The organism is Desulfoplanes sp., assembly GCF_054921335.1.
The window spans coordinates 1-17,732 of the sequence record NZ_JBUDSQ010000058.1; the positions used below are offsets into that span (position 1 = coordinate 1).

The window sequence follows — 17,732 nt, forward strand, 5'->3', positions numbered from 1 at the left end:
AACCAATAATAACGACGGCAGCTTCACCTTTGATCCTGGTTCTGACTTCCAGGATCTGGCTGAAGGTGAAACCAGGGATGTGACCTTTACTTATACGGCCACGGATGATTCCGGCTCTTCCAACGACACCTCGGAACCCGTGACCGTGACTGTAACCGTGACCGGCAATCCGACACCCGATTTGAGTGCGGCTGATGACAGCGCCTCAACGGCTGAAGACGATCAAGTTTTTGGCACTGTGGCAACCAACGACGCCACAACGTCCGGCGGAGATCTGACCTTTGCCAAGGCATCTGATCCGGCCAACGGAACAGTCACCGTCAATGCGGATGGAACCTATACCTACACCCCGGCAGCTAACTTCAACGGAACAGACGAGTTCACTTATACGGTGACCGATGCTGACTCCGGTGAATCACTGACCCAGACCGTGAGCATCACTGTTGATCCTGCCACAGACCTTACAGCGGCTGATGATACAGCAACGGTCACCGAAGACACAGTTCTGAACGGCACAGTGGCAGGCAATGATTCGACCACTTCCGGCGGAGATCTGACCTTTGCCAAGGCATCTGATCCGGCCAACGGAACAGTCACCGTCAATGCGGATGGAACGTACACATACACTCCGGGCGACAACTTTAACGGAACTGACGAGTTTACCTATACAGTAACGGATGCCACTTCCGGTGAAGCCCTGACCCGGACCGTGGATATCACGGTCAACCCGGCTACGGATTTGTCGGCTGGCAACGACACCGCCTCCGTGGATCAGGATACCCAGCTGACCGGGACTGTCGCAGCCAATGATTCCACCACGTCCGGCGGGTCCCTTTCCTTTGCCAGGGAATCGAATCCGGCCAATGGTTCGGTGACCGTCAATGCCGACGGTTCCTACATATATTCGCCCAATGCGGGCTACAGCGGGGATGACTTCTTTACCTACACCGTGACGGACAGCGCCTCGGGTGAGGTATTGACAAGGTCCGTGTCCATCACGGTGAACGATGTCTATGTTCCGCCCCAGGAGGATCCTGATCCTCAGCCCGATACCGAACCCGAAACGCCGGCCAACACGCCTGATGAGAGCGACGGGGATGACACGCTCGTTCAGGATGAAACTGGAAGCGAGCCGACGAATGAGACCGGAGACGATATCCCCGCCAATCCCTTTGAAGATCTCGATGAAGACGACGGTCTCGGGGATGACGATGGTTTCGACGAAGAGTCCGGGACAGGGGATGACGACGACCTGACCGGCGGCGATGATGATACGGACTTCTCCGGAGACGATGACGGATCCGTGGAAGATTACGCCGGTGACGATACCGGTGATGCCGGCGATGACGGGACCACAGGTGATGATGCCGGTACGGATGGAGATTCCGACTCGGGTACCGAGGGTGATACCGGCACAGAAGGGGATGCTGGAGGAGACGATACCGGCGACACGGGAACAGGCGATCTGCCGGGTACTCAGGAAGGCGAAGAGGGGGATGGACAAGGCGGTGGAACATCGGGTTCACAGGATTCTCAGGCAAATACCTACGATCTGGTCGTGGACGCCGGGATCAAGGATCAGCTCCTTCCCGTGGAGGAAGAGGTCAATCTGACCATTCCGGAAGCCGCCTTTGATATCCGTGCAACAGGTGACGACGGGTCTGAAAGCCACGAAAGCGTCGAAATCCAACTCGCAGCCACTCTGAAGAACGATGCGCCTCTTCCCGACTGGCTGCATTTCGATCCGGAAACCCGCACGTTCACCGGCAAGCCGCCCGAGGACATGGACCTTGATTCCCTGGAAATCAAGGTGACAGCCAAGACGGTTCATGGCAAAGAAACCCATGCCACCTTTACGATCATCTTCCACGAAACTACGGAAAAACAGACCGATGCCGAATCGGAGCAGAAATCAAAGCAGCAAGGGGACGGTGTTCTTGATCAGGGTGAAGTTGTCAGCCATTTGACCGGTTTGGGGATCGGCATTTCCGCCGGGTTGACCTTGGCCGGCAAAGGCATTGCGAACGACAAGCCCGGTTTTATGGGTCAAATCAAGAAGATGTCTGATTCTTTTGAGAGGGAGCGACGAGTATTCCTGGAGTCACTGGGATTATAGTTCAGACACGGCAGGTTGCCGGTTTTGGCGGTCATCTCGATGGAAATCCGTTATATAAAGAAGGAGAAATAATGCGTACCTCGTTGATTGTGGTTTTTGCCCTGTTGCTATCCGCATGCAGCATAAAACCCACGCCGTTGACGGACAATGAAATCAATCAGAGGGTAGACAGCGATCTCTTGACCATGTTCAGCGATCAGGAAGAGATTGATGGAACCTTGGACATTTATCAGGCCATGGCCCGGGGGATCAAATACAACCTGACCTATAGGCTCAAGATGCTGGAAGAGGCTTTGAGCCAGCGTCAACTGGATGTCTCCCGGTACGATCTTCTGCCCAAGCTCACGGCTGATGCGGGTTATCACTACCGCAACAAATACAGTGGGTCTTCCAGCTCCGCCCTGGACGGAAACACGGCAGGTGAACAATCTTTGAGAACGTCGACCTCCCAGGAAAGAAATCGCTACACCACGGAAGTCGGTGTCATGTGGAATGTTCTGGATTTTGGCGTGAGCTATATCCAGGCCAAGCAGCAGACCGACCGGATACTCATTGCCGAGGAGCGTCGAAGAAAAGCCATCCAGAACATCGTTCTGGATATCCGGTCGGCGTACTGGCGAGCTGTGGGCACGGACGAGCTCATAGCCGACATGACCCTGCTTCTCGATCAAACCAACGCGGCCATAGCCGATGCCCGGGAAATCGAGGAGCAGCTTCTCAAACCCCCGCGTGAGGTCATGGAATACCAGCGGGCACTGCTGGAGAACGTCCGTCTTCTGTGGGGCCTCATCCAACAGCTCAAGAACGCTCGCACGGAACTGGCGACCCTCATGAACCTCAGGCCGGGCACACCGTTCAGTCTTGAGGAACCGGATGCGAAATACATCGCTATTCCGGAAATTTCTCTGCCTGTGGAAGACATGGTCAGAGAGGCTCTGGTCATGCGTCCCGAGCTCCGGGAAGAGGATTACAAGAACCGTATCACCCTGCTGAATACCAAAAAGGCCATCCTGGAGATGCTTCCGGGGATCAATCTGGAATTCAGCTACAATACGGACACCAACAAGTATCTGGCCTTCAACGACTGGATGGAGGCGGGTGCGGGCATTTCCATGAATATCTTCAACCTGCTTTCCCGTCCGGCATTACTCAAATCCATCAAGGCCCAACATGAAGTGGACGAGATGCGTCGTAAGGTGACCAGCATCGCCGTGATGACCCAGGTGCATCTGGCGTATCAGAACTATCTCCAGTCGGTGGAAGAGTATAAGATTTCCAAGCAGCTAGATAAGATCAACAAACGCATCGACAAGCAGATGACCGCAGAGAAAAACTCCGGGCTCAAGGATCAGTTGGCTGCCATCAAGACCAAGACCAATGTATTGGTCACCAGGATGCGCTACAACATCGCCTATGCGGGATTGCAGAACGCCCTGGGACGTATGTACAATTCCATGGGGCTGGATTTCCTGCCCGAGGCCGTGGATGATTATAATGTGGACACCATCGCCAAAGGACTCAAGCTCTATTTTTCCCAGACAGCACGCCGGTTGTCCCCGGCCGGTGCTGCCTCTCCGGGTGACGTGGTTGCGGGGACAGCTTCGGTGACAGATAGGCTGAGCGATCCTGCAGAGCCGGGTACTCCTGAGAACCTTATGGCCGTTGTCACCGCCTATCGTCTGAATTTTCGCAAGGCTCCGAGTCCGGATGCCCCGACATTGACCAGCCCTCTTTTCCAGGGTGAAATATTGCCGGTACTCGAACGCACTCCCGGATGGATCCGCGTCGACAACCACGGCGTCAGCGGATGGATTTCAAAGAAGCATACCACGATCAAACCCCTTGATAACCAATGATCGCGCAGACTCCATCCAAGGCGGTGTACCTCATGGCCCTGGTTCTTTTTGTGTGCTGGACATGGCCTTTTCCGGGACATTGTGGAGATGTTGTCACTGACCCCATGGCCATTCGCGTTCTCGTGGTTCCTGAAAACGAAACCGTTCTTTCCTCGGAAATGCCCGGCAAGATATCTTCCATCCGGGTCGATATGGGCGACACTTTCAAAAAGGGACAGCGACTCGTTGATTTCGACTGCGAACTCAGACGAGCCCGGTTAAAAAAGGCTCAGGCCGAGCTCGAATCCGCCCAAAAGGTTCTTCAGGTCAACCAGCGGCTGGGCCGTCTCAATTCGGTGAGCGAGCTGGACCTGGCCCTTTCGGAATCCAAGGTCAAAATGGCTGCAAGCGAGGTTGCCGTGCGCAGGGCCCTGGTCAGGCAATGCACCATTACCGCGCCCTTTTCCGGCCAGGTGGCTCGTCGGGAGGCCAAGCCCCATGAATTCGTCACAGAAGGGAAGCCGGTCGTCCATATTGTGGACACGGCGCATCTTCGGCTGCAGATGTTCGTGCCCTCGCAATGGTCTGTATGGATTCGTTCCAAACCCTCGTTGACCGTAACCATTGATGAAACCGGTACGACGTATCCTGCCACCATTGTTTCCGTGGGTGCGGGTGTGGATTCCACGAGCCAGACCCTTGAGGTGTGGGCCCGTATCGACAACAGCGACGCAAAACTTCTGCCCGGCATGAGCGGAACGGCAACTTTTGCGGAGTATCCCTCCCAATGACTGCTCAGCCCGCTTCTCCCACCCCGGAACAACAGATCGTTTTCCTCAGCTCTTTGCTCCAGTTGGAAAAGAGAATCCGGCATGCCCAGACGATCCCGGAACTCCTCTTCTGTCTGGCCAATGAGACGCTGCGCCTGACCAACTACAAGCAGGCCCTGGTCTGGGAAGTCGGTTTGAGCGGTGGTTTGCGTCTCAAGACGATCTCCGGGATAGACCGGCCCGAGCGCAACGCGCCCTTTCCAGCCTTTGTCAACAAACTACTGCGTACTTCCTTTGCCAAGGGACTTCCTCGCACCCCCCAACCCCTTGAGCCCGAGGGGTTGGACAACCATCTTCAGGAAGCGTGGCGGACCTGGGAGTGCGGCCACGGGCTTTGGGTGCCCATTCTCGCTCCTCAGGGTAACCTCTTGGGCGGGATGCTCCTGTTTCGTCACGCCCTGTGGGGCGAGCAGGAGAGCGCCCTGTTCGAGCGACTGGCAGATACCGCCGGGCATGCCTGGATGGCTTTGTATAAAAAGGCCGGACCGTTGCGCCGGACCTGGTCCTCACCGGGCAGACGAACCCTGATCAAGCTCATGCTTTTGCTCGCTTTTGCGGGCATCATGTCTCTTCCGGTCCACCTTTCGGCCATAGCACCTGCGCGGATCGTTCCCCAGAATCCGGTCATCGTCAGCCCGGGCATGGAAGGGGTGGTCCGCGACATCCTGGTCAAGCCCAACCAGCAGGTGGTCGAAGACCAGCCGCTTTTTTCCCTGGATGACACCACGCTGGCCAATCGCCTGAAGATCGGGGAAAAGGAAATCAAGGTGGTTACGGCCGAGTATACCAATATACAGCAGAAGGCGTTCAACGATCCCAGAGCGCGGGAAAAGATCCTCTTTCTCAAGGCCCAACTGGATCAGAAGAACGCGGAACTCGAGTATATCCGTGACCTGCTTGAAAAAACCGTGGTCCGATCCCCGGAGCCGGGCATTGCCATTTTTCAGGAACCTGATGCCTGGATGGGCAAACCCGTGGTCATCGGTGAAAAGGTCATGACCGTTGCCGATCCGGACCATGTGGAACTGGAGGTTATGCTCCCTGCTGACGAGGCCATCCATCTGGCTCCCAGAGCCGATATCCTTTTTTTTCTGAATATCGCCCCCGAAGCCCCTCTCAAGGCCCGACTCGAGTCCATGAGTTACGAGCCTTTGCTCACAGCTGAAGGCTTTCTCGCCTTCACCATCAAGGCAAACCTCGTGGACCAGGCCACCCCGCCCAGAATCGGTATGCAGGGAACCGCCAAGGTGCTCGGCGAACAAGTCCCCCTGATCTATTACCTGCTGCGTCGGCCTTTTACGGCACTCAGGACACGACTGGGCATCTGATATGCTGAACATCGACCAGGGAAACCCAGAAATCATCCTCACCCCTCTCAGGGACGATCTTTCCATTCTGGAAGGACCGCCTTTGGAAAACGGCGCTCCCACGTGGAACATACACGACCCCGCGCGGAACACCTTCTACCGTATAGGGCGGCTGGAGTTCGAGATCATCTCCCGCTGGGATCTGGGGGATGTGGCAGCCATTCTGGACGGCTTGCATGCCGAAACCACGTTGTCGGCCACTTCCGAAGACATCGGGACGATCAAGGATTTTTTGCTCAAGAACTGCCTGCTCAATCCCGCCGACCCTGAAGCCCTGAAGATCGTCCATTCCAGGGTGACGGCCAAACGCCCCCATCCCCTTTCCTGGCTCCTCAAGAACTACCTCTTTTTCCGCATTCCCGTGTGCAATCCCGATGTATTTCTCGGCCGTACATATCCAATAGTCAGCATGCTTTTTTCGCATATAACCCTGATCATTCTGGCTATAGCATCACTTGTAGCGTTTCTGCTCATCGAACATCACTGGGAATCCTTTTTCCATACCTTTTTGTATTTCTTTTCCTTTGAAGGGATCGTTTTTTACGGACTGACCCTGTTCGGGGTGAAACTGCTCCATGAGCTGGGTCATGCCTATACCTCCAAATACTATGGATTGAGCGTCCCCTCCATGGGCATCGCCTTTCTTGTCATGTGGCCGGTTCTGTATTCGGACAATTCCGATGCCTGGCGTCTGCGCAGCCGCAAGGCCAGAATGTCCATAGTGGCGGCCGGGACTATCGTGGAACTTTCCCTGGCGGTCATGGCCACCATTTTGTGGGTGTTTCTGCCCGACGGCCCCCTCAAGAGCGCGTGTTTTCTCGTGGCAACGGTTACCTGGATCAGTTCCCTGCTGATCAATCTTTCCCCGTTCATGCGATTTGACGGGTACTACTTTCTCTCGGATTATCTGGGCGTACCTAATCTGGCTCCCCGGGCCTTTGCCCTGGCCAAATGGGAGCTCAGGCGGTTTATTCTCGGTCTGTGCACGCCCCCGCCGGAAACCTTCTCCAGGCGTAAACACCGCGCCCTGATCGCCTATGCGTGGGGAACCTGGCTGTATCGTCTGTTCCTTTTTCTGGGAATTGCCTTCATGGTGTACCACTTTTTCTTCAAGGCGCTGGGCATCATCCTGCTTGTCGTGGAACTCTCCGTTTTCATCTTCAATCCGATTCTGCGGGAAATCCGGGCGTGGTGGACATTGCGTCCGGTTATCGGGTGCAACGGGCATGTGGTCACGTCGGCACTCATCTGTATCCTCTTGCTGGCCTGGCTGGTGGTCCCGCTCCCTGGAAAGATCATTGCCCCTGCCGTACGCAAGGCCCGTCAGACAGCGTCGCTGTATCCCCCTTTTTCGTGCCGCATTACAACGTGTAATGTCCGTAACGGTGACAGGGTAGGGCAGGGGGACGCGCTTTTCGAGCTGGAATCCCCCCATATCGATCATCAAATGGCCATCAGCGCCAGGGAAATAAAGACCCTGCAAATCGCGCTCAAACGGCAGAAAACAGCCTCTGTCGGGCTTGAACAGAGCCTTATCACCTTTGAGGAACTTTTTCGGGCCCAATCCAATCTCGAGGGATTTTCCAAACAAAAGAAACGGCTGATCATCACTGCGCCCTTTGCCGGGATGATCAAGGATATCCCTCCGGGGCTGCGTGTTGGAAGCTGGGTCAACCAGTCTCAGCTTCTTGGAACCCTGTTGACACCCGATGTGCAGAAGATCCGTGCCTATATCCAGGAAAAGGAAGTCCAGAACATGGCGGACACAACAAGGGCGCTCTTCTATCCTGATAGTGGTGAGCATGATCCTGTGGCATGTATCCTGGTCGCAATGGACCCCACCAGCCCCGAGATTCTGGAAGATGATCCTTCCCTGGCGTCTCTGTACGGGGGTACGCTGCCCGTGGAACAGGACCGCAATAAACACCTTGTTCTCAAGAAGAGCCATTACCGGGCACTTTTTACGCCCGAAACACAGGGCGCCCCGTGCACGACCGTTGAAAACGGGCGTATCGTTATCAACCGTGAACCCCGCTCTCTCATCGTGGACACGTTCAAGCATGTTTACGGCGTTCTTATCCGTGAGAGTGGATTTTAGAATGGCTCCGGGGCTATCTCCAAACGATCAAACTCGTGCTCGGCATTGATCCGTTCCACGCTTTTTGATAGATGTCATCAAATCCCTCCAGCTTTTTGCCATTGTCGCAAATTCGGCGTAAAAAGGGGAGACCACGCAAGTAAAGGCGTTAGATTTTCATCTAACGCCTTTACTTGACTCTGGGTGTTATCTTGGTCCGACCCCGATAAGTACAAGCCCCAATTCGTCGAACCATGCTTGATTCATACTGTGGTGGGATTGAGGCGTTCGGCTCAATCGCCAGTACCCCTTCCGGGCATGGTAGGGTCTCATGGTAGGGTTTGGGAAAAATCCTTCTAAAACGACGTGTTAACATCGGGGGAGGGATGTGATAGCGGACGTTGAATTTCGTGCTTCTATCGGTTGTCGAAAAAAACGGCAGTCGACACCCGCTTTGCACGACTGAGCTCAGGAAGACAGGGTGTCCCATCTGACGCGAGCATGATCAGCTTCTACCTCCCATTTTACGGGGCAAATGGACTGTTTAAGCGGATAAGAGGGCCTTTTGGGGATGGTTTATGATGACATCCCGGATAGATGCCTAGGTCCGACCCTGATATGATTCGGACCCGTTGAAACCGGGAGCGACAAAGGAGACAAGATGAAAACAATCGGTTTGCTGGGCGGCATGAGTTGGGAGAGCACTGCGGGATATTACCGGATCATCAATCAGGGCATCAAGGAACAGCTCGGGGGACTGCATTCGGCCAGAATAGCCATGTACAGCGTTGATTTCGGTCCCATCGAGGAATTGATGCGGGCGGGCGACTGGGACGGAATCGAAGAGACTCTTGTCGGGGCCGCTCAGGGAATTCAGAAAGCCGGTGCGGATTGTTTGCTCATCTGTACCAATACCATGCACAAGCTCGCCGACCATATTCAGGTCGTCATGGATATCCCTCTCCTGCATATAGCCGATGCCACGGCCGAAATCCTGGTACGAGATGGTATTACAACCGTCGGCCTGCTGGGTACGGCCCCGACCATGGAGCAGGATTTCTACAAAGGAAGACTCTCGGACCGGCATGGGCTGAATGTCTTGATCCCCAACCACGAAGATCGGCGTATGGTCCACAAGGTCATCTTTCAGGAACTGTGCAAGGGAGATGTCAGGTCCGAGTCCAGAGACGAATTCCTGCGCATCATCGACGATTTGGCGGCCAGGGGGGCAGGGGCCGTGATTTTGGGATGTACGGAAATAGGCATGCTCGTCAGCCCGGCCGATACCCGGGTGAGACTTCTGGACACTACGGTCATCCACGCTGAAAAAGCCGTGGCGTTTGCTTTGGGGTGAACCGAGGAGCCCCCGGATGCCGACGGCCTCGACCAGATGGGCTGCAACGAAATCCGAACTCCCTGACTGACCGATTCAGAATCCGGCTTCTTCACTTCCAGTACACCGTCAGGATGTCGTTGTGTACTTCATAACGGATGTGCCTGCAGAAAAGAGATTTTTGCAGGCACATCCGTAGGGGCGATTCATGAATCGCCCGTTTTTGCAGACCCTCGGGAGGGGCTGCAAAAACAATCTTTGGCAACCTGAATCGTAACAGATATCTGCCTTTTCTTGAGAACAGTGAGTCCGGCTGACGTACCTAAAACGAGTAAGGGCAGCTTATACCCCCCATTTTATGGGGTAAATGGGCTGTTTAAGCGTATAAAAGGGTCTTCCGTGGATGGTTTATGATGACATCCCGGATAGATGCCGAGGTCTGATCCCGATAGCAAAGGCATTCAAAACCACTTGTTTTATTCTAGATTCTAGAATATGGAATATCCATGAATCTACTTCCCCAAGATGTCCTCGTGATGCTGAAACTCGCCTTGTCGGCTCCTGCCGGTTGGACCTACGACAAGGTCGCGTATGAGCTCGGTCTGAGCTCCTCCATGGCCTATAACGCGATCAAACGGGCAACCCAGGCTCGGTTGTTCGACAGTCACAACAAGCGGCCGCGCCGCAAGGCTTTGGAAGAATTTCTCGTTCACGGCGTGAAATACGCCTACCCTCCGGACATCGGAACCATGACCAGAGGCGTTCCCACAGCGTTCGCTTCTCCCATGTTGAGAAACAAATTCGCCCACGCGGACCAGGAAACCGACATCTATGTCTGGCCGCATCCCCAGGGTGATCAACGAGGAATCGAGGTGTCTCCCCTGTACAAGTCGGTTCCGGATATAGCCGGACGTGATGAAAAACTCTACTCGGCCCTGGGACTGCTCGACGCTATCCGCATCGGCCGAGCCCGAGAACGAGCGCTTGCGGAGAAACTCCTGCTGGAGATGCTGGCCTATGCAAAGACATAAATACCAATGCATCGACAGGGTGATCAACGTGGCGGCTTTGTTGGAAGAGTTGGCGGAAGAGGTCGTTTTTGTCGGCGGCTCTGCTGCCGGCCTGCTCATCAACGATCCGGCGATCCCTGATGTCCGTCCAACCCTCGACATCGATGTCATCGTGGAAATTGCAACTCGCGGTGACTATTACCGGCTCCAGGAACGTCTGCGGGAGAAAGGCTTTCGCGAAGCTGTGGGCGAAACGGTTCTGTGCCGTTTTCGGCATGGATCCATCATCCTTGATGTCATGCCCACCGAGCCGGCAATTCTGGGATTTGCCAATCGCTGGTACGCAGATGCAGCACGGAATGCCCAGGCTCTGGAGATCGACGGAGTCAGGCTCCGGGCTGTGACTCCGGCCTATTTCCTTGCAACGAAACTGGAGGCATTCCACGGCCGCGGAGATCATGACTTCATGCTCAGCCATGACATGGAAGACATCATCGCCGTGCTTGATGGACGTCTTGAGATTGTCAGGGATATTGCCGCGGCAGAGCAAGATGTCCAAACATACCTTAAAAAAGAATTCGTCCTTCTGCTTGATGACGAGGATTTCATGGACGCCCTGTCCGGGCATCTTCCCGGAGACGCCGCGAGTCAACAACGACTCCCTATTCTGATCAAGCGAATGGAAAAAATCGCCGGTCGTTGACAGCGGCACTTCACAGACTCTCTGTTTTGCCTATAAACGGATATATCTCGGAGGGTTGAGAGCATAAGAAGCTGATAGTGGAGGCAACTATCAGGAAATTCCGAATAGTTCGCTCCAAATGGGTGAACAACGATGTAAATGACAACCGAGACCGTCTGAATTGTATCAAAAACAGGACTGGTAAACCCCTTCCTCCCAACTTTTTTTCACTTTTTTCTCCCCCCTCTTTTCCCCCTTCCATATGGGGGTTTTTGAGAAATCGACTACAGGTTTTTCAAGTTTCCGCCCCGCTTTCCTCCCCGCCTTTTCATGGCATCGCATGAAGACATTTTTGTGAACCAGGCAAATAAATCATTCTATTTCTGCTGGTTGCTGCCTTGCATTACGCCACGAATTTTTGAATTCGCATACAAACAGCCCCCTCACCTGCTTTGGGACACACGTCCGGGCATGGTAGGGTCTCATGGTAGGGTTTGGGAAAAAATCCGTCTAAAACGACGTGTTAACATCGGGGGAGGGATGTGATAGCGGACGTTGAATTTCGTGCTTCTATCGGTTGTCGAAAAAAACGGCAGTCGACACCCGCTTTGCACGACTGAGCTCAGGAAGACAGGGTGTCCCATCTGACGCGAGCATGATCAGCTTCTACCTCCCATTTTACGGGGCAAATGGACTGTTTAAGCGGATAAGAGGGCCTTTTGGGGATGGTTTATGATGATATCCCGGATAGATGCCGAGGTCCGACCCCGGTAAGGCAGAGTTTCCATTGAGTCCCGATGATATACCGCAGACCTGTAGGGGCGATTCAAGAATCGCCCGCTTTTCTGCGCCCCGGGAGGTGCAGAAAAGCAAACGGGTTGCCGGAAATCTATGGTTTTGGACGTGATATGTCGGTAGCCTCAAAAACTACGGGTTTCAAAGCAGGTTTGGTTTAGAATAATGATAGCCCACGGAACAGTGTCTGCTCTTTAGAGTACACGGAACACGCGGAAAAGGGCTTTAACGACAACTGCCTTTAATTTTTTCCCTGTGTCTTTTCCAGAAACGAAAAACCAGAAACGAAAAACCTTTTTTCCCGTCTGTTCCGTAGGCAAATACAGTTATCTTAAAACCTAACTCTTAAAACTTAAAACCGATCCCCATGACCATCCCCTTACTAGATCTCAAGGCACAATATGCCACGATAAAGGACGAAATCGACTCCGCTGTCGCCGATGTGTTTGCATCTCAATACTTCATCAATGGCCCCAAAGTGGCTGAGCTGGAAGAGGCAATCGCCGCCTATTCCCAGTGCGGTTACGGATGCGGTGTATCTTCCGGCTCCGATGCTCTGCTTATCGCCCTGATGGTGGAAGGCATAGGTGAGGGTGACGAAGTCATCACCACCCCCTACACTTTTTTCGCCACAGCCGGGGCCATTGCTCGCGTGGGGGCCACGCCGGTGTTTGTGGACATTGATCCGGTCACCTACAACATCGACCCGGAAAAAATCCCCGCCGTCATTACCGATCGCACCCGCGCCATCATCCCGGTCCACCTCTACGGCCAAATGGCCGACATGGACCCGATTCTCGATATCGCTCGCACCATCAACCAAAAACGAAAAACCAAAAACGAAAAACCCATAGCAGTGATCGAAGACGCCGCCCAGGCCATCGGTTCCGAGTACAAAGGCCTCCGCGCAGGCTCTCTCGGCGACTATGGCTGCTTCTCCTTTTTCCCTTCAAAAAATCTCGGCGGAGCCGGTGACGGTGGTATGGTCACCTGCCAGGACAAAGACAAGGCAGACAAGCTGCAGATTTTTCGATCCCACGGCTCACGTCCCAAATATTACCATAAATGGATCGGCGGCAATTTTCGTCTGGATGCCCTGCAGGCAGCTGTACTTCGGGTCAAGCTCAACCACCTGGACGATTGGACAGCAAAGCGTCAGCACAATGCCGAGAGGTACAATAGACTTTTTGCAGCTTCTGGATTAGATGTGGCGTTTACTGCTGATAGTGATTGTGCGTCATCTGATAGGCCCCAGGTTGTTTTGCCTTCTGCTATCCAGGACCGGCATATTTACAATCAATATGTCATCCGGGTGCAGGACCGGGATGGGTTGCGTGCCTTTTTGAAGGACAACGGAATCGGGAACGAGGTGTATTATCCGGTGCCGTTGCATATGCAGGAGTGTTTTGCGTATCTCGGATATAATGAAGGAGATTTCCCGCAGAGTGAACAGGCGGCACACGAAACCGTTGCGTTACCAATATATCCGGAACTTGGTGATAAAATGGCTGAAGCAGTGGTGCAAAAGATCGTAGAATTTTTGTCGAAGTAAAAAAACGTTTTTATTCCGTGTTATTCCGTGTGTTCCGTGGGCCAAAAGCCCTTAACCAGAAACCAAAAACGCCCTACCTAAAATACATGCTAACCTACTCCGACCTCACAACCAAAAAATCCCCCATCGCCATTGTCGGCCTGGGCTATGTCGGTCTTCCTCTGGCGGTTGCCTTTGCCGAGCATTTTGACGTCATTGGTTTTGATATCAATGAAGAGCGGATTGCCCAGCTCAAAAGCGGCGTGGACAAGACCCTTGAAGTGGAAGATGCCCGGTTGCAGGCCGTAACCATGGAGTTCACTTCCGATCCTGCAGCCTTGGAACGTGCCGGGGTGATCATTGTTGCCGTGCCCACGCCCATTGACAGAAATCGCAGACCGGATCTGACACCGGTTGTGGGAGCATCTACACTGGTTGGGAAGCATCTTGGAAAAGGTTCCGTGGTGGTCTACGAATCCACGGTCTACCCCGGGGTGACCGATGATATCTGCGGGCCGATTCTGGAGAAGGAATCCGGCCTTGTCTGCGGAGTGGATTTTTTTCTGGGGTATTCACCGGAACGCATCAATCCTGGTGACAAGGTGCATACCCTGCAGACCATCACCAAGATCGTTGCCGGGCAGCATCCCGAGATCACAGGGCTGTTGGCAACATTGTACGAAACCGTTGTTCAGGCCGGCACCCATCATGCGTCGTCCATCAAAGTGGCCGAGGCCGCCAAGGTCATCGAGAATACCCAGCGGGATCTGAACATTGCGTTGATGAATGAACTCTCCCACATTTTCAGCATGATGGGCATCGATACGCTGGAAGTTTTGGAGGCTGCGGGCACCAAGTGGAATTTTCTCCCGTTCCGTCCCGGGCTCGTGGGCGGGCATTGTATCGGCGTGGATCCCTATTATCTGACATTCAAAGCCGAGGAACTGGGCTACCATCCCCAGGTCATCCTGTCGGGTCGCCGGATTAACGACTCCATGGGTTCCTATGTGGCCCAGACCATGGTCAAAAAGATGATCCGTCGAAGCTGTGCCATCAAAGGAGCCAGAATCGGGGTCTTGGGACTGACCTTCAAGGAAAATTGTCCCGATCTCAGGAATACGCGCGTCACGGACATTATTGCCGAGCTGGAAGAATTCGGCTGCGAGGTGCTTGTGCACGATGCCTATGCCGACAAGCAAGAGGCCATGAAATATTATGGGATTGATCTGAAGCCCTTGGCGGATCTCAACGAACTCGACGGGTTGATCATCGCGGTTGCTCACGATGCGTACAAGGAACTGGGTATGGATCAGTTTGGGGCAATGTTCGAGAATCCGGAAAAGGTGATCATCGGGGACATCAAGGGGATTCTTGATCGGGAAGAGGCTGGGCAGCGAAACATTTGTGCGTGGCGGCTTTGATTTTTCCGGCAGAGGAAAAGGACAAAGACATGGGGGCCAACGAAACAGTTTCTGCTCTTTAGAGTATGCTAACCACCTGAAAGTTTTTTAAAACAACTGCCTTTTTTCGTGTGTTCCGCGTGTTTAGTTGGCAAAAAATTCTCTGAGCTGTTCCGCATGTTTAGTTGGCAAAATAATCTTTTAGCTGGTAGGTAGTTATGCTACTGTATGCTGATGAGAGCTACGGAATAGTCGGGGCATGCTTTGATGTATACACCGACATGGGGGCAGGATTCCTGGAATCTGTCTACCAGGAGTGTCTGGCTCTCGAATTTTCGCGGCGGGGGATTCCCTTTGACCAGCAGAAGCGGCTCGAACTTTCTTATCGGGGTACCCAGTTGAAGCAGGAATATGTGGCGGATTTTGTCTGCTATGAAAAGATCATTGTTGAGATTAAGGCTGTGAAGGACCTGGCGTCTGAGCATCGGGCCCAGGTGCTGAATTATCTGCACGCTACCGGGTACAAACTGGGGCTTCTGGTCAACTTCGGCCACTACCCCAAGGCAGAAGTAGAGAGAATTGTCCGGCACCAACGAAAAAGACGACATGAGGGCCAACGAAACAGTTTCTGCTCTTTTTAAAAAAGTGCCTTTTTTTTCGCATGTTCCGCGTGTTTAGTTGGCAAAAAATTCTTTTAGCTGTTTCATATATAGGCCAACCAAAGACGAACGACATGGGGGCCAACGAAACAGTTTCTGCTCTTTAGAGTACGCTAAACACCCGAAAGTTTTTTTAAAAAAGTGCCTTTTTTCGCATGGTTCGCGTGTTTAGTTGGCCAAAAAATCTTTTAGTTGTCCGCTGAAGGCATCAACGGCAAAGAAAGACAGGTAGCCAACGAAACACACTAAACACACGAAAGGTTTTTTTTAAAGAAAACTGCCTTTTTTCGCATGTTCCGCGTGTTTAGTTGGCAAAAAAGTCTTTTTCGATCGTTCGTATGACAACCCGAAAACCCCTTGACGCCCTTTGCTACCCTGTGTATCCGTTCATTTCCTGAACTTAAAAAGGTTATTTTTTGAATCCCATGGACGATTCCACTTCCTACAAAATCTACAAGCTCATCGAAGCCGAACCCGAGATCAGCCAGCGCGAACTTGCCCGCCGCTTGGGCGTTTCCCTGGGCAAGGCCAACTATTGCATCCAGGGGCTCGTGGGTAAGGGCATGGTCAAGGCGAGCAAATTTTACAACAAGAAGAACAAGCTGGTCTACCTCTACCTCTTGACCCCCAAGGGGATCGAGGACAAGGCCGTTGTGACCATGCGGTATCTGAAGCGTCGGATGAAGGAGTACGACGAAATCCGGGAAGAGATCGCTCAGATCAAGGAAGAGATCGCCAACGTCGACATAGCTCAACAAAAGGATATCCGGACATGAGAAGGAAACATTCAGAGCAGAAAGTTGTAGTCGACTTTCTTTCCCGACTAGAAGCACTCTATACGGATGTCACCTCATGGGTTGCCGACAGGGCTCTAAATGTCAGCTCGTCGTTTGTGGAACTGCATGAAGAAACTCTGGGAAGGTATGAGGTTCCATGTTTATCAATCCAAAAGGCCGGTGGGGAAGAAATCGGTATCTTGAATCCCGTTGGGGCCACTGTCATTGGTGCTTCTGGACGCGTGGACATTGTGGGGGCTGTAGATCGGGAGATTTTGGTCTTTCTGGATAAAGGAGGGCCTACAATTTCGAGAGCCATCCAGGACAGTGGGCAGGCGAAGACCCGGACTGTTCCTCTCTATCGTGGTGTTTCCGAGGATGGGTGGTATTGGATCGAAAGCCGTAAGCCCAGCAGGGCGCGTCTGCTCGACAAGACCCTGTTCCTGGATTTGCTGGACGAGGTCAGTGACTATGAAAGTCGATGAGGCCATGGAAAGAATATGGCTGACGTATCAGGTGATGATGGATGCCGTGAAGGTTGCTTCCCGTACTATTCGGCAGGGGAATGTCGGCCTGATTAGAGATACGAATTTTGTGGACAGCCTCCAGGAAGATGCAAAGTATGATCTTGCGAATTGTCGAATGGCTGCTGAAGAATATGCTATCATTTCGATGTGGGCGATCTTTGAACGACGTCTTGTGGAAGCTCTCACCATTGAAAGTCGGAAGATGCTCGATAGTCCGCCTGAAGAATTCAACCGGGCTGTTTGCAGAAAGGTCGAGGACTCCCTTGAATACATGCGGGCCAATGACATTCTGGATCTCATCAAAGTGCTGGTCGGAGACGATCTCGCCGGGAAGGCCAAGCAAATAAAGAGGCACCGTGATTGGCTGGCACATCGGAACAAGAAGAAGCCCTCACCGGCAAACGTCCAGCCCGTGTTCGTGTATCAGGTGCTTTCTGAAATTGTGGGGCAAGTGAGGAGATAACCGAAAGTACAGGATGGGCTATCCACTCAGATATTTTCAGCCTGGATATGTATGGCATCTGACAAAGAGATGCCATGACAGGAATTTTTTGCTTGATGTTGCCTGGTACCGAAAACTTATGGTCGACACTTTGTTTGAGGCTCAAGAGCGGTATGGGGTTCCTATTTTGAATTTCACCGTTACTTCAAACCATATCCACATTTTGGTTCTATGTCCGGAAGACAAGACAGCCATCCCTTGCATGATGCGACTTCTGGGGTCAAAGGTCGGGGCGACATACAACAAGAAGACGGGCCGTTTGGGGGCATTCTGGCAGAAGAGATACCATGCC

The 17,732-nt window shown here is 53.2% G+C and carries 15 protein-coding genes; all 15 read left to right on the top strand.

What is annotated here, in order from left to right; translation table 11 throughout:
• A partial coding sequence (locus tag ACY692_RS11235; RefSeq protein WP_462325456.1) for an Ig-like domain-containing protein occupies positions 1-2,116 on the top strand: 2,116 nt, incomplete at its 5' end.
• 71 nt (positions 2,117-2,187) lie between these two features.
• Positions 2,188-3,972: a TolC family protein gene (locus tag ACY692_RS11240; RefSeq protein WP_462325457.1), complete on the top strand. Its 1,785-nt coding sequence runs from the start codon at positions 2,188-2,190 to the stop codon at positions 3,970-3,972.
• Positions 3,969-4,742 (top strand): efflux RND transporter periplasmic adaptor subunit, encoded by a 774-nt coding sequence (locus ACY692_RS11245; protein WP_462325458.1) that lies wholly within the window; start codon positions 3,969-3,971, stop codon positions 4,740-4,742. The genes ACY692_RS11240 and ACY692_RS11245 overlap by 4 nt, the downstream gene beginning before the upstream one ends.
• Positions 4,739-6,109: an efflux RND transporter periplasmic adaptor subunit gene (locus ACY692_RS11250; protein WP_462325459.1), complete on the top strand. Its 1,371-nt coding sequence runs from the start codon at positions 4,739-4,741 to the stop codon at positions 6,107-6,109. Before ACY692_RS11245 ends, ACY692_RS11250 begins: the two co-directional genes overlap by 4 nt.
• A gap of 1 nt (position 6,110) precedes the next feature.
• A complete protein-coding gene (locus tag ACY692_RS11255; RefSeq protein WP_462325460.1) occupies positions 6,111-8,246 on the top strand; it encodes an HlyD family efflux transporter periplasmic adaptor subunit in 2,136 nt (711 codons plus the stop codon).
• A gap of 640 nt (positions 8,247-8,886) precedes the next feature.
• Entirely contained in the window at positions 8,887-9,579 is a 693-nt protein-coding gene (locus ACY692_RS11260) for an aspartate/glutamate racemase family protein (protein WP_462325461.1), read from the top strand.
• Between the two features lie 485 nt (positions 9,580-10,064).
• The gene (locus ACY692_RS11265; RefSeq protein ID WP_462325462.1) at positions 10,065-10,589 is read left to right on the top strand and encodes a hypothetical protein; all 525 of its coding nucleotides are present in this window, start codon (positions 10,065-10,067) and stop codon (positions 10,587-10,589) included.
• Positions 10,576-11,271, top strand: coding sequence for a hypothetical protein (locus ACY692_RS11270; RefSeq protein WP_462325463.1), 696 nt, complete (start codon positions 10,576-10,578; stop codon positions 11,269-11,271). Before ACY692_RS11265 ends, ACY692_RS11270 begins: the two co-directional genes overlap by 14 nt.
• 1,141 nt (positions 11,272-12,412) lie before the next feature.
• Positions 12,413-13,597: a DegT/DnrJ/EryC1/StrS family aminotransferase gene (locus tag ACY692_RS11275; protein ID WP_462325464.1), complete on the top strand. Its 1,185-nt coding sequence runs from the start codon at positions 12,413-12,415 to the stop codon at positions 13,595-13,597.
• Positions 13,598-13,683: 86 nt separating this feature from the next.
• Complete coding sequence (locus ACY692_RS11280; RefSeq protein WP_462325465.1) at positions 13,684-14,997, top strand: nucleotide sugar dehydrogenase; 1,314 nt, start codon at positions 13,684-13,686, stop codon at positions 14,995-14,997.
• A gap of 197 nt (positions 14,998-15,194) precedes the next feature.
• Entirely contained in the window at positions 15,195-15,617 is a 423-nt protein-coding gene (locus ACY692_RS11285) for a GxxExxY protein (protein ID WP_462325466.1), read from the top strand.
• Between the two features lie 443 nt (positions 15,618-16,060).
• Positions 16,061-16,411: a MarR family EPS-associated transcriptional regulator gene (locus ACY692_RS11290; protein ID WP_462325467.1), complete on the top strand. Its 351-nt coding sequence runs from the start codon at positions 16,061-16,063 to the stop codon at positions 16,409-16,411.
• Positions 16,408-16,896: a hypothetical protein gene (locus ACY692_RS11295; RefSeq protein WP_462325468.1), complete on the top strand. Its 489-nt coding sequence runs from the start codon at positions 16,408-16,410 to the stop codon at positions 16,894-16,896. The genes ACY692_RS11290 and ACY692_RS11295 overlap by 4 nt, the downstream gene beginning before the upstream one ends.
• Positions 16,883-17,401: a hypothetical protein gene (locus tag ACY692_RS11300; protein WP_462325469.1), complete on the top strand. Its 519-nt coding sequence runs from the start codon at positions 16,883-16,885 to the stop codon at positions 17,399-17,401. The genes ACY692_RS11295 and ACY692_RS11300 overlap by 14 nt, the downstream gene beginning before the upstream one ends.
• A 13-nt stretch (positions 17,402-17,414) precedes the next feature.
• Positions 17,415-17,732 (top strand): transposase (locus ACY692_RS11305; protein WP_462325470.1); only part of this gene is annotated, 318 nt, incomplete at its 3' end.